This window comes from Embleya sp. NPDC005575, from assembly GCF_040605455.1.
Taxonomy (GTDB): domain Bacteria; phylum Actinomycetota; class Actinomycetes; order Streptomycetales; family Streptomycetaceae; genus Embleya.
The window spans coordinates 1-13,266 of sequence record NZ_JBEXCV010000049.1 but is presented as its reverse complement, the minus strand read 5'-3'; the positions used below and the strand labels follow the sequence as shown (position 1 = coordinate 13,266).

Here is a 13,266-nt window from a genome sequence, read left to right as displayed (position 1 = left end):
GATTCCGTGGTCTGAAAGTCGGGTTTTCGTACCTCTCGGTGGCGTGGCCGCCGGCTCCTAACGTCGGTCGTGTTCGGAGGGCGCTCGGCCCTTCGGGCGCTGGACAGGTCGACACGGTCGACAGGATCGGCAGTCAGGAGCAGAGATGGACGCGGAACTCAACGCGGGACTTAACGCGGGACTGGACGCGGTACGGCGGGACCGGCGCTGCGGTGGCCCGCGGCGGGGTGCGCCGCCGCCGACCCCGCCGACCCCGCCGATTCCGCCGGCACCTCGACCGCCCGAGGCCCGGCCCGGGCAGCGGCAGCGGCGTCGGGGGCGGGCTGCGGCGATCGCGCTGACCTCGTGTGCGGCGCTGGGTCTGGGCACGGGGATGACGGCCCCCGGGTCGCCGGCGGCGGCCGCCTCGCGCTGCGATCACGTGGCCAAGGAGAACCGGCCGGAGCTGCGTGAGGGGGATCGGGACGACGCGGTCGCCCAGGTGCAGTGCCTGGTCGACACGAGGTCCGGTGCCCCCGGGGAGCTGCCGGCGAACGGTGTGTTCGACGCGGCCACCGCGGACGGGGTCCGGTGGGTGCAGAAGTGCAACGGCCTCGAACCGTCGGGGGTCACGGACGCGGCCACCTGGAAGGTGCTCTACCGCGCGAAGAAGGGATGTGGGAAGAAGGCGGAGCAGGCGGTCGACCCCGGCTGAGCACGGCGGGCGGGGTCGGGCGGTGGGGCGAAGGGCGTCGGCGGGTCGGCCGGGAACCGGATCGAGGGGGCGGTTCGGGTCACGCGGTGTGCACAGGCCGGGTGTGATGGTCACACCCATCCCGGGGGCTGTGGACGACGGGCGGCACGCGCGGAGGGGACGCGCGCACACTGACCCGCATGACGCCGACCGACCTTTCCGCTTTGCTGTCCCGGCCCTTCACCCTCGCCGTCGCCGCCCGTCACGGGGTCGGCCGGTCGGTCGTCCGACGCCTGGTGCGGGACGGCGACGTGCGTCGGGTCATACACGGGGTCTACGTGGGCGCGCACGTTGTGGACACGCCGGTGGTGCGGGCCCGGGCTGCGGTCATGGTGCTGCCCCGCGGGGCCGTGGTCTGTGGGCGCACCGCGGCGAGGTTGCACGGCGTGCGCGTGCCGGCGGATCCCCGGGACGGGGCTCGGCGCACGGCACCGGTCGAGGTGGTCGTGCCGGTGGGGGCGGTGCTGCCCCGCCGGCACGACTGCCGGGCCCGGGTCATGGCGCTGGCGCCCGGGGAGGTGGTGCGGCTGAGCGGGATCCCGGTCACCTCGCCGATCCGCACGGCGGCCGACCTGGTTCGGACCTCGGACCGGGACGCCGGTGTGGTGGTGCTGGACGGCTTCCTGCGGGCCGGTCTGGTTCCGGCCGGCGCGTGGGCCGGCCTGGCGGAGCGCTATGCCGGTCACCCGGGTCGGCACCGGCTTGCCGAGGCGGTGCGGCTCGCGGACGGGCGCAGTGCGAGCGAGGACGAGACCCGACTGCGGCTGGCGCTGCTCGGCGCCGGGCTGCCGGCGGCCGAGGTCGGGTGGGAGATTCGCTCGGCGTTCGGCCGGATCCTGCACCGCTTCGCGTTGGCCTGGCCGCGGTTGCGGGTCGGGGTGGAGCTGACGGCGGACCGGCAGTGGGTCCGGGCGCGGTCGCGGAGCATCGGTGGGCAGGGCTGGTGGGTGCTGGACTGTCCGACGGCGCAGGCGCGCGAGGACGCACCGGCCACCGTTGCCCGGATCGGGTCCGAGCTGCGGCTGCGCGAGCGGCAATATGTCGGCGACATCGCCGCGTGACGCCGGCATGCTGCCGCGATGAACGTGAACGAGACGGCGTGGGTGCGCACCGATCGCCTCGACCTGATCCCGGTCGGGGTCGAGCACGCCGAGGAGATGGCCGAGGTGCTGGGTGATCCGGCGCTGTACACCTTCATCGGTGGTGAGCCGGAGGACCTGACGGCGCTGCGGGCCCGCTACACGCGCTGGGCGAAGGGGTCGCCGGATCCGGAGGTGGCCTGGTTGAACCGGGTCATCCGACTGCGTGCGCAGGAGCGGTTGGTGGGCACGGTGCAGGCCACGGTCGGTCCCGGCCCGGTCGCCGAGGTGGCGTGGGTCGTGGGCGGCGCGTGGCAGGGATCGGGCATCGCGAAGGAGGCGGCGACCGGATGGGTGGCGTGGTTGTGCGCACATGGCGTCGAGGAGATCCGCGCGCACATCCACCCGGACAACCTCGCCTCCGCGGGCGTCGCGAGGGCCGCGGGCCTGCGTCCGACCGAGGCCTGGCAGGAGGACGAACGGCGCTGGTCGACGGTGGGCCTTGACGCGCCCGCCGACTGAGCCAGGCACGGCGCACCCGGTCCAAGACGAACTCGGGGGACCGCCCGGGGCCGGATGAACCGACCCGCCGGCCACCGAGGACTCGGGCCGGTGGGCTGCCGGCGGGCCTCGCGGGCGCAAGCGGCCCGAGCCGAGGGCACTCGGTTCGCGAGCCGCTTGGTCCCGGGTTGCCAGAGCTGAGGGCGCCCGGTTCCCGAGCCGCTCCGGCCTGGTTGCTCGGGCCGGAGTTGCTCGGGTCCGAACCGCCGACCCCGTTGGATCGCGCCCGGTCAGTCTTCGTTGGAGACGCGCATGACCAGGATCGCCATGTCGTCTCGGGCCTGCTCCTCGGCGAACTGTTCGACCGCGCGGTGGATCCGCGCCGCGACCGCGCCCGCGGTCAGTCCGGTGCAGCCGGAGAGCACCTCGGCCAGACCGTCGTCGCCGAGCATGCGGGTGCCCTCGCGGCGTTCGGTGACTCCGTCGGTGACGCAGACCAACACGTCGCCCGGGTCCAGGTCGACCGTCTCCAGTACCAGGTCGACCTCGTCCAACACGCCCAGCAGCGGCTGCGGTGTGGCCACCGAGGTGACCGTGCCGTCGGGACGCAGCCGCAGCGGGAGCGGGTGCCCGGCGGAGACCAGGCTCAGTCGCACGCCGCCGCCCTCGCGCGGGGTGATGTGGCCGTGCAACAGGGTGAGGAAACGGCTGCGTGGCCCCTCCTCCAGGATCGCGGTGTTCAGCCGTTGCAGGACGGCCGGCACCGACAATCCCTCGCGGGTCAGCAGCCGCAGGGCCTGCCGGGCCAGCCCGGTGACCGCGGCGGCCTCGGGGCCGGTGCCGCACACGTCACCGATCGCGAAGCCCCACTTGTCGTCGCCGATGGTGAACAGGTCGTAGAAGTCGCCGCCGACCTCGTTGCCCTCGCCGGAGGCCTGGTAGACGACCTCGACGTCGACGTTCGGGACCTTGGGCAGTTCGGGCGGCAGCAGGCTGCGCTGGAGGGCCTGGCTGGTCGAGTTGCGCTCGGAGTACAGCCGGGCGTTGTCCATCGCCAGCGCGGCGCGGCGGGACAGATCCTCGGCCAGTTCCAGGGTGTCCCGCCGGAAGCGGTCGCCGGCCAGGATGCCGAAGGTCAGCATGCCGATGCCGCGACCCCGGGCGACCAGCGGCAGCGTGACCGCCTCGCCGGTGACCAGGTCGGCGTGCTCGCTGACGACCTCCGGGTCCAGGTGCCGCAGGCCCAGCCAGCGACGCGCGCCAGGGGTGGGCTGGGCACGCGGCGGCTCGGCCCGGTCCAGCAACGCGCGCAGGTCGTCGATCCGCATCTCGTCGGCGTGCCACACCACGCTCAGCAGCGGCGCGTGTGACTCGCCGGTGTGCACCGCGCACCAGGTGCCGAGCCGGGGCACCACGATCTGGGCGATCATCGCCAGCGTCATTTCCGGGTCGAGGGTGCCCGCGAGCAGGTCGGATGCCTCGGCGAGGAAGGACAGGGAGCCTCGGCGAACCCGTTCCAACTCGGACAGGCGCGCGCTCTCCACGGTCAACGAGACCCGGTCGGCGGCGCGCTGGAGCCGGGCCGCGTCGTCGTTGTCGAAGCGCGCGGCGGATTCGGAGGCGACGCCGAGCGTGCCGGTCAGCCGCCCCTCCACCTTGAGCGGGACGGTCACCGCCGAGCGCATCCGGGTGTCCCGCAGGATCGGCACCGCTTCGGGGCCGGCCTCCAGGTCCTCGTGCACCGCCGGCATCCGGGCCGAGCCGTAGCGGCCCACCGAGGTCTCCACCGGCACCCGGGACAACCGGTGTGCGGCGCCGGCCAGGCCCGTGGTGGCGCGCACCTCCATCTCGCTCTCGTCGTCGGTGGCCAGCAGGACGAACGCGGCGTCCGCGTCGAGCAGGTCGCGGGCACGTTCGACCGCGCGCTGCAACAGGTCCTCCAGGCCCAGCCGGCTCAGCCCGTCGATGCCGTCCCACTCGCTGTCCGCGGGCACCGCGGTGCCCGCCCTGGCGCGGGCCGCGTCCCGGTTCTCCAACACGGCTCGGGCCTGCGCGGGCACCAGCAGCGCGACCAGGGCCGGATCGCCGCCGGCATCGCGCAGCCGCACGTGCGAGGCGAAGACCCGGGAGGCGATGCCGTCGGCGGAGCGGATGTCGTAGCCGCCCTGCCAGCGGGACAGCTCCAGCATCTCGTCGAGGGTCAGCTCGGTGCCGGGCGTCTGCGGCCACGCGACCAGGTCGTTCAGCGACATGCCGACCGCCTCGTGGTCGCTCAGGCCGAACAGCCGGGCCGCCTCCGGGCTCCAGTGCGTCACCTTGCGCGAGGAGTCCGCATGCAGCACGGCGACGCCGATCGGCACCGAGGCGTCGGGCAGCGCATTGGCCGGCAGCAGCGGTCCCGCCGAGCTGGTCGCCGAGACCGGGTCGGGCAGTTCCAGCCGGAACCACACGCGCTTGACGTTCTTGGCGTACTCCACGCCCCACGCGGAGGCCAGCGACGCGGACAGGAACAGGCCGCGCCCGCTCTCGTCGCCGTCGTCGAACCCGGTCACGGGCTCGGGCAACTCGCGGCTGGGGTAGTGGTCGGTGACCTCGATCTGCACGCCGCCGTCGTAGCGCACGCAGGAGACCTCGGCCGAGGTGCCCGCGTGCACGATCGCATTGGTGACCAACTCACTGGTCAGCAGCACGGCGTCGTCCACGACCTCGCCGGCGTCCCAGTCGCTCAGCGTCTTGCGGACGAACGAGCGTGCGGCGGCCACGGACCTGCCCTCGGGTGCGAAGGCAGCGCTCATCCGGGCAGTGATGAGCATGCTCGTTCCCTGATCCATACACTCCCGCATCTGCGACGAACGGCGGCTGCGGTGACGAATCCGGCTCCACAGTCCGGCAGATTCGCACCCTATCGGTTTCGGACGATCGGGCGGACCCCTTCCAAACAGTGACGGATCCGTCACGATTCCGACAGAAGTTCCGGTCGAGCGGGCCTTTCGAGCCCACACTTTCCGGATGACAAGCACCATCCTCCCGGACCGCCTCTGCTCTCAACCCTGTGAGTGAAAGACTGTCGATGGCAAGCGACCGGGTGCACAAGCGGTCGCGGCGAATCGGTCCGGCGGAGGAAATGCGAGATGGCGAAGGCTTCCCCAGGGCAGGCACGGACGACGGCCGCCCGGAGCCGGCACGACGAGCAGGATCTGCGTCGGCTGCTGGCCGCGCTGACCGGCGTCCGTGACGGCAACTTCCGCAAGCGCCTGACGGTCTCCGGCGACGGGATCATGTCCGAGATCGCCGTCGTGTTCAACGACATGGTCGAGCGCAACCAGCACCTCTCCGGCGAGTTGGCCCGAGTCCGTCGAGTGGTCGGACGTGAGGGCAAGCTCACCGAGCGGCTCGATCCCGGACCGGGCGAAGGCGCCTGGGCGACCAGCATCGACGCGGCCAACGCGCTCGTGGAGGACCTGGTCCGGCCGACCGTGGAGGTCGGCCGGGTGCTGGCCGCGGTCGCCGAGGGCGATCTGTCCCAGCGGATGGACCTGCGGATCGCCGAGCAGCCGCTGCGCGGCGAGTTCCTGCGGATGGGCCGTACCGCCAACGGTCTGGTGGACCAGCTCAGCGCGTTCGCCGACGAGGTCACGCGGGTGGCCCGCGAGGTGGGCACCGAGGGCAAGCTGGGCGGCCAGGCCCGGGTGCGCGGGGTGTCCGGCAGTTGGAAGGACCTCACCGACTCGGTCAACACGATGGCCAGCCGGCTGACCCTCCAGGTGCGCGACATCGCGCTGGTGACCACCGCGGTGGCCAAGGGCGACCTGTCCCGCACGGTCACCGTCGAGGTGGCCGGCGAGATGCTGGAGCTGAAGGAGACCGTCAACACGATGGTCGACCAGCTCTCCGGCTTCGCCCAGGAGGTCACCAGGGTGGCTCGGGAGGTCGGCACCGAGGGCCGGCTCGGCGGGCAGGCCCGGGTCGAGGGTGTCTCGGGCACCTGGAAGGACCTCACCGACTCGGTCAACATCATGGCGGGCAACCTGACCGCCCAGGTGCGCGACATCGCGCAGGTGACCAAGGCGGTCGCGTACGGCGACCTGTCGCAGACCATCACCGTGTCCGCGCGCGGCGAGATGGCCCAACTCGCCGAGACGATCAACGCGATGACCGGCACGCTGCGCACGTTCGCCTCCGAGGTGACCCGGGTCGCCCGCGAGGTCGGCTTCGAGGGCCGGCTCGGCGGCCAGGCCCAGGTACCCGGCGGCGCGGGCATCTGGAAGGACTTGACCGACTCGGTCAACACCGCCTTCTTCAACCTCACCGCGCAGGTGCGCGACATCGCCGGGGTGACCACGGCGGTGGCCCAGGGCGACCTGTCGCAGAAGATCACCGTGGATGTCTCCGGCGAGATGCTGGAGCTCAAGAACACCGTGAACACCATGGTCGGCCAGCTGAGCGCGTTCGCCTCGGAGGTGACCCGGGTGGCCCGCGAGGTGGGCAGCGAGGGCATCCTCGGCGGGCAGGCGCAGGTATCGGGTGTGGCCGGCACCTGGAAGGACCTGACCGACTCGGTCAACGTGATGGCCGGCAACCTGACCGGTCAGGTGCGCAACATCGCCCAGGTCTCCACCGCGGTGGCCCGGGGCGACCTGTCGCAGAAGATCACGGTCGATGTCTCCGGCGAGATGCTGGAGCTCAAGAACACCGTCAACACCATGGTGGACCAGCTGTCCGCGTTCGCCTCGGAGGTCACCCGCGTCGCCCGCGAGGTCGGCGGTGAGGGGCGCCTGGGCGGTCAGGCCCGGGTCGTCCCGGGCGTCGCCGGCGTCTGGCTCGACCTGACCGACTCGGTGAACTTCATGGCGGGCAACCTGACCGCCCAGGTCCGCAACATCGCCGAGGTGACCACGGCGGTCGCGCGCGGCGATCTGTCCAAGAAGATCGACGTCGACGCCCGCGGTGAGATCCTCGAGGTCAAGAACACCGTCAACACGATGGTCGACCAGCTCTCCGCGTTCGCCGACGAGGTGACCCGGGTGGCCCGCGAGGTGGGCACCGAGGGCCGACTCGGCGGTCAGGCCCAGGTGTTGGGCGTGGCCGGCGTCTGGCGCGACCTCACCTACTCGGTGAACTCGATGGCCGGAAACCTCACCGAACAGGTGCGCAGCCTGGGCCAGGTCACCACGGCGGTGGCGCGTGGCGACCTCTCGCAGAAGATCACCGTCGACGCGCGCGGTGAGATCCTCGAACTCAAGAACACCGTGAACACCATGGTCGATCAGCTCTCCGGCTTCGCCGACGAGGTGACCCGGGTGGCCCGGGAGGTGGGCACCGAGGGTCGACTCGGCGGCCAGGCGGACGTCAAGGGCGTCTCGGGCACCTGGAAGGACCTGACCGAGTCGGTCAACGTGATGGCCGGCAACCTGACCGGCCAGGTGCGCAGCATCGCCGACGTGACCACGGCGGTGGCCACCGGCGACCTGTCCAAGAAGATCACCGTGGACGCCCGGGGCGAGATCCTGGAGCTGAAGGAGACCGTCAACACGATGGTCGACCAGCTCTCCGCGTTCGCCGACGAGGTGACCCGGGTGGCCCGCGAGGTGGGCACCGAGGGCCGACTCGGCGGCCAGGCGAGGGTGCGCGGGGTGTCCGGCATCTGGAAGGACCTGACCGACAACGTCAACGTCATGGCCAACAACCTGACGTCCCAGGTCCGCAACATCGCCCAGGTGGCCACGGCCGTGGCCGACGGCGACCTGTCGCAGAAGAGCACGGTCGAGGCCAAGGGCGAGATGGCCGGTCTCGCGGGCACGATCAACACCATGGTGGACACGCTCCGTGCGTTCGCCGACGAGGTCACCCGCGTCGCGCGCGAGGTGGGTACCGAGGGCATCCTGGGCGGCCAGGCCCACGTCCCCGGTGTCTCGGGCACCTGGAAGGACCTGACCGACAACGTCAACTCGATGGCGGACAACCTGACCGGCCAGGTCCGCAACATCGCCAAGGTGACCACCGCGATCGCGGGTGGCGACCTGTCGCAGAAGATCGACGTGGACGCCCGCGGCGAGATGCTCGAACTCAAGACCACGATCAACACGATGGTCGACCAGTTGTCCGCGTTCGCCGGCGAGGTCACGCGGGTGGCCCGCGAGGTGGGCACCGAGGGCATGCTCGGCGGCCAGGCCGAGGTCGAGGGCGTCTCCGGTACCTGGAAGCAACTCACGGAGAACGTCAATGAGTTGGCCGGCAACCTGACCCGCCAGGTGCGGGCCATCGCCGAGGTGGCCACCGCGGTGACCCGCGGCGACCTGTCCCTGCAGATCGCGGTCGACGCGTCCGGAGAGCTCGACGAGCTCAAGGACAACATCAACCAGATGATCTACAACCTGCGCGAGACCACCCGGGCCAACCGCGAACAGGACTGGCTCAAGACCAACCTGGCCCGGATCTCCGGTCTCATGCAGGGCCGCCGCGACCTGATGGCGGTCGCCGCACTGATCATGAGCGAGCTCACCCCGGTCGTGGACGCCCAGCACGGGGCGTTCTTCCTGGCCGAGCTGACCCAGGAGGACGTGGTCGAGCTGCGGTTGATCGCCTCCTACGGCTACCAGGACGGCGGCGGCGTACCCACCCGCTTCCGGCTCGGCCAGTCCCTGGTCGGTCAGGCCGCGCTGGAGAAGCGTTCGATCCTGATCCTGGACGCGCCGCCCGGCTACATCAAGATCGCCTCCGGACTGGGCGAGGCCGCCCCGGCGAATGTGATCGTGCTGCCGGTGCTGTTCGAGGACCAGTTGCTCGGCGTCCTCGAACTCGCCTCGTTCCGCCCGTTCACCAAGGTGCACCGCAACTTCCTGGAGCAGCTCAACGAGCAGATCGGCGTCACGGTCAACACGATCATGGCGAACTCGCGCACCGAGATGTTGCTGGCCGAATCGCAGCGTCTGACCGAGGAACTCCAGGAACGTTCCGAGGAACTGCAACGCCAGCAGGGCGAACTGCGACACTCCAACGCCGAGTTGGAGGACAAGGCGGCGCTGCTCGCCCGGCAGAACCGGGACATCGAGATCAAGAACCGGGAGATCGAACAGGCCCGCCAGGCGCTCGAGGAGCGCGCCGAACAACTCGCGCTGTCCTCCAAGTACAAGTCCGAGTTCCTCGCCAACATGTCGCACGAGCTGCGCACCCCGCTGAACAGCCTGCTGATCCTGGCCAAGCTGCTCGCGGACAACGTCGAGGGCAACCTGACCCGCAAGCAGGTCGAGTTCGCCGAGACCATCCACGGCGCCGGATCCGACCTGCTGCAACTGATCAACGACATCCTGGACCTGTCCAAGGTGCAGGCCGGAAAGATGGACGTGCGGCCCGCGCGGATCGCACTGGCCCAGCTGATGGACTACGTCGAGGCGACCATCCGGCCGCTGACCTCGGAGAAGAACCTCGACTTCACGGTGCACGTCTCGCCCACGGTGCCGGGCATCCTGTTCACCGACGAGCAGCGCCTGCAGCAGGTGCTGCGCAACCTGCTCTCGAACGCGGTCAAGTTCACCGACTCCGGCTCGGTCGAGGTGTTGATCACGCTCACCGACGACATCCCGCTCACCAACACCGAGTTGGACAACGCCGAACACGCGGTGGCGTTCTCGGTGATCGACACCGGCATCGGCATCGCGGTGGACAAGCTCAAGGTGATCTTCGAGGCGTTCCAGCAGGCCGACGGCACCACCAGCCGCCGCTACGGCGGCACCGGGCTGGGGCTGTCGATCAGTCGGGAGATCGCCTGGCTGCTCGGCGGCGAGATCCACGCCGAGAGCATGCCGGGCCGAGGCAGCACGTTCACCCTCTACCTCCCGCTGGACAGCGTCCTGGTCCCGGGCGACGAGGCCGGCCAGGAACGGCAGAACGAACTCGCCCCGACGACGTACCGGAGTGCGCTGCCCGCCGCGGCGCCGTCCACCCCGCTGCTCAGCGACGCCCCCGACCTGCTCTCGGACGACGAGCCGGCCGCCGACGACACGGGCGAGCGGGTGCCGCGCCGGGTGCTGGTGGTGGAGACCCCGCAGTCCGACGGCGCCCCGCTGGCCACCGCGCTGGCCACGCTGGACGGGGCGATCGAGTTGACCGCGGCCACGGACGAGGGTGAGGCGGTCCGACTGCTCGCCGAGGCACCGCCCGCGTGCCTGGTGGTGGACCTGCGGCTGGCCGACGAGGGCGCCTGGCAGGTGCTGGACGCGGTCGCCTCCCGGGTGGAATTGCAGAAGCTGCCGGTCGTGGTGCACGTCCCGCACCGGCCGACCCGCTCCGAGTCGGGCCGGCTGCGCGGCTACCGGCGCCGGATCGTGCTGCTCCAGCGGGTCTCCACCCCGGACGCGCTGACCCGGGCGGTCCTGGGCGCCACCGACCCGGGTCGCGGGGAGCACGCGGTCCCGGCCAAGCCGGTGGTCGAGCCGTTCGAGGGCACCTTCGACGGCGAGCGGGTGCTGATCGTCGACGACGACGTGCGCAACGTGTTCGCCCTGACCAGCGTGCTGGAGCAGTACGGGCTGAGCGTGCTGTACGCGGAGAACGGCCGCGAGGGCATCGAGGTGCTCCAGGGACACGACGACATCGCGATCGTGCTGATGGACGTGATGATGCCCGAGATGGACGGGTACGCCACGACCTCCGCGATTCGCCGGATGCCGCAGTACGCGGGTCTGCCGATCATCGCGCTGACCGCGAAGGCGATGAAGGGGGATCAGGAGAAGAGCATCGACTCCGGGGCGTCCGACTACGTCGCCAAGCCGGTCGATACGCGGCACTTGTTGGGACTCATCCGGACTTGGCTCGACCACTAGTTCGCTTCCGGGGCGCCGGGCAGCCCATGATGGAACCCGAACGGGCCGAGCGACGTTGAAGGGGCGGAGGGGTCGATGCGGTGTTGTCGCGACCGTGGGTTGGGACGTGGTGACACCATGCGGTCGTCTGTTTCGGAATACCTGCCGAGCCGATCGCCTGGCCACTACCATGACCGGGACGAGCACCACCCGGAACGTGTGCTCGACCGGCGTGGCGTGCGCCGGGGCGATCTCGGCCGAGGCTGTGTCGCGCGAAACCGTGTCGATCGAGGCTGTGTCATTCAGGGCCGCGTATACCGAAAACATGCACAAGGACGAGTGGAGCCGACCGATACGCGGGGTCACCCACCGTGTCGGATCGAAGAGGGTGGGCCATGACCGAGAAGGCCAAGATCCTCCTGGTCGATGACCGTCAGGAGAATCTGCTCGCCCTGGAGGCGATCCTGTCCGCGCTGGACCAGACCCTGGTTCGGGCGCATTCGGGCGAGGAAGCCCTCAAGGCGCTGCTCACGGACGAGTTCGCGGTGATCCTGCTCGACGTCCAGATGCCCGGCATGGACGGTTTCGAGACCGCCGCGCACATCAAGCGCCGGGAGAAGACCCGGGACATCCCGATCATCTTCCTGACCGCGATCAACCACGGTCCGCACCACACCTTCCGCGGCTACGCGGCCGGTGCCGTCGACTACATCTCCAAGCCGTTCGACCCGTGGGTGCTGCGGGCCAAGGTCTCCGTGTTCGTGGACCTGTACAAGAAGAACTGCCAACTGCGCGAACAGGCCACGTTGTTGCGCGGGCGACTCGAAGGGGTCGCCGGCGGGGACCGGGCCGGAGCGGACGTGATCGCGGAGCTGTCCTCGCGGCTGGCCTCGGTCGAGGAGCAGGCCGACGGCATGGCCAAACAGGTCGAGTCGGCCGACGATCCGGCCCTGGCCGCCTCGGCGGGCCAACTGCGCCGTCGGGTGGCCCGGATGCGCGCTGCCCTCGACGCCCTCGCCCCTGCCGCGGCCGGCCACGGCGGCCCGCCGCTGGTGCCGGCCCCGGACACCGGCGAGGCCGACGGCTGACCCTTCGGCGAACGCGGGCCGGGCCCATACGTGGGCCCGCCCGCGTTCGCCGCTCACCGCCCGGAGTCCCGAATCGCCCGGACGGACCACCGCAGGTCCGACACGCGCGCCCCGGGGCCTGGGACGCACGAGGTGGGAAGGGTCCACCGGTAACCTCCGAACATGGCCACACGTGCGTCCGGCGGCGGAGCGCAACCGCGCACGGCCGCGAAGAAGAAGGCTGCCGCCAAGAAGCCCGCTCCACCTCCGCCACCCCCGCCGAAACTGCTCGGGGGCCTGCCCGCGCTGCTCGGGAGGATGCTCAAGCGGCTGTGGCTGGGGTTGGCCCACGCGTTCGGCTCGGCCGCGCGAGGTATCGGCTCCGGTGCGCGCGGACTCGATCCCGCGCATCGCCGGGACGGCGTGGGCTTGGCCCTGCTCGGCCTGGCCATAGTGATCGCCGCGGGCGCCTGGGGCACCATCGACGGCGTGGTCGGCGAAGCAGTCAACGCGATGGTCGCGGGCCTGGTCGGCCGGCTCGACACGCTGGTGCCGTTCCTGGTCGGCGCGCTGGGCGTGCGGGTGATGCGCCATCCGGACCAGAAGGACGCCACCGGGCGCATCATGATCGGCTGCACGGCGCTGGTGTGCGGCGTGCTCGGCCTGATCCACGTCGGCTGTGGGACCCCGCAACCCGGCGACGGCGCGGCCGCGATGCGCGACGCCGGCGGTCTGATCGGCTGGGCCTTCGCGACCCCGCCCGTGCACCTGGTCACCCGATGGGTCGCGGTGCCGCTCCTGGTGTTGGTGCTCGTCTTCGGCCTGCTCGTGGTGACCGCGACGCCGATCAATGCGGCGCCCGAGCGGCTCGCGGTCTTCCTCGGCTTCATCGAGGGGCCGGCGCCGGCACTCGTGGACGAGGACGACCACGCGAGCGACTTCGCCGGTTTCGACGAGGACGAGGAGCTGCTCGCGCCCGCGCCGGTCCGCAAGGTCCGGCCGCGCCGCCGGCCGAGTGCCGCCGCGAGCGGCCATCCGGACGCCGTCGACGTGGCCGCGGCCGCCGCCGCGGCGCTCGACGCGAA

General features: G+C 71.3%; 6 protein-coding genes and 1 pseudogene. 6 read left to right on the top strand and 1 reads right to left on the bottom strand.

The window, feature by feature from the left end:
* Positions 1 to 145 precede the first annotated feature (145 nt).
* The 3 genes from ABZS54_RS18485 (at position 146) to ABZS54_RS18475 (ending at position 2,334) form a co-directional block, all read left to right on the top strand.
* Positions 146 to 694, top strand: coding sequence for a peptidoglycan-binding domain-containing protein (locus tag ABZS54_RS18485; RefSeq protein ID WP_355536589.1), 549 nt, complete (start codon positions 146 to 148; stop codon positions 692 to 694).
* A gap of 179 nt (positions 695 to 873) precedes the next feature.
* A complete protein-coding gene (locus ABZS54_RS18480) occupies positions 874 to 1,794 on the top strand; it encodes a type IV toxin-antitoxin system AbiEi family antitoxin domain-containing protein (protein ID WP_355536586.1) in 921 nt (306 codons plus the stop codon).
* 18 nt (positions 1,795 to 1,812) lie between these two features.
* The gene (locus ABZS54_RS18475; protein WP_355536583.1) at positions 1,813 to 2,334 is read left to right on the top strand and encodes a GNAT family N-acetyltransferase; all 522 of its coding nucleotides are present in this window, start codon (positions 1,813 to 1,815) and stop codon (positions 2,332 to 2,334) included.
* Between the two features lie 269 nt (positions 2,335 to 2,603).
* Here ABZS54_RS18475 and ABZS54_RS18470 read toward each other — a convergent pair whose 3' ends face one another.
* Positions 2,604 to 5,126 carry a SpoIIE family protein phosphatase gene (locus tag ABZS54_RS18470; protein ID WP_355536580.1) on the bottom strand — a complete coding sequence of 841 codons (2,523 nt, stop codon included), beginning with the start codon at positions 5,124 to 5,126 and terminating at the stop codon, positions 2,604 to 2,606.
* 318 nt (positions 5,127 to 5,444) lie between these two features.
* Here ABZS54_RS18470 and ABZS54_RS18465 point away from each other — a divergent pair, with 318 nt between their 5' ends.
* The 3 genes and pseudogenes from ABZS54_RS18465 to ABZS54_RS18455 all read left to right on the top strand — a co-directional run.
* The gene (locus ABZS54_RS18465) at positions 5,445 to 11,135 is read left to right on the top strand and encodes a HAMP domain-containing protein (RefSeq protein WP_355536577.1); all 5,691 of its coding nucleotides are present in this window, start codon (positions 5,445 to 5,447) and stop codon (positions 11,133 to 11,135) included.
* Between the two features lie 374 nt (positions 11,136 to 11,509).
* Complete coding sequence (locus ABZS54_RS18460) at positions 11,510 to 12,202, top strand: response regulator (RefSeq protein ID WP_355536574.1); 693 nt, start codon at positions 11,510 to 11,512, stop codon at positions 12,200 to 12,202.
* A gap of 162 nt (positions 12,203 to 12,364) precedes the next feature.
* Positions 12,365 to 13,266, top strand: a pseudogene (locus ABZS54_RS18455) (DNA translocase FtsK); the annotation flags it as partial.

What these genes read in the sequence shown, in the direction of transcription:
- ABZS54_RS18485 (WP_355536589.1), top strand. Translation starts at nt 146, where the DNA reads ATGGACGCGGAACTCAACGCGGGACTTAACGCGGGACTGGACGCGGTA.
- ABZS54_RS18480 (WP_355536586.1), top strand. Translation starts at nt 874, where the DNA reads ATGACGCCGACCGACCTTTCCGCTTTGCTGTCCCGGCCCTTCACCCTC.
- ABZS54_RS18475 (WP_355536583.1), top strand. Translation starts at nt 1,813, where the DNA reads ATGAACGTGAACGAGACGGCGTGGGTGCGCACCGATCGCCTCGACCTG.
- ABZS54_RS18470 (WP_355536580.1), bottom strand. Translation starts at nt 5,126, where the DNA reads ATGCTCATCACTGCCCGGATGAGCGCTGCCTTCGCACCCGAGGGCAGG.
- ABZS54_RS18465 (WP_355536577.1), top strand. Translation starts at nt 5,445, where the DNA reads ATGGCGAAGGCTTCCCCAGGGCAGGCACGGACGACGGCCGCCCGGAGC.
- ABZS54_RS18460 (WP_355536574.1), top strand. Translation starts at nt 11,510, where the DNA reads ATGACCGAGAAGGCCAAGATCCTCCTGGTCGATGACCGTCAGGAGAAT.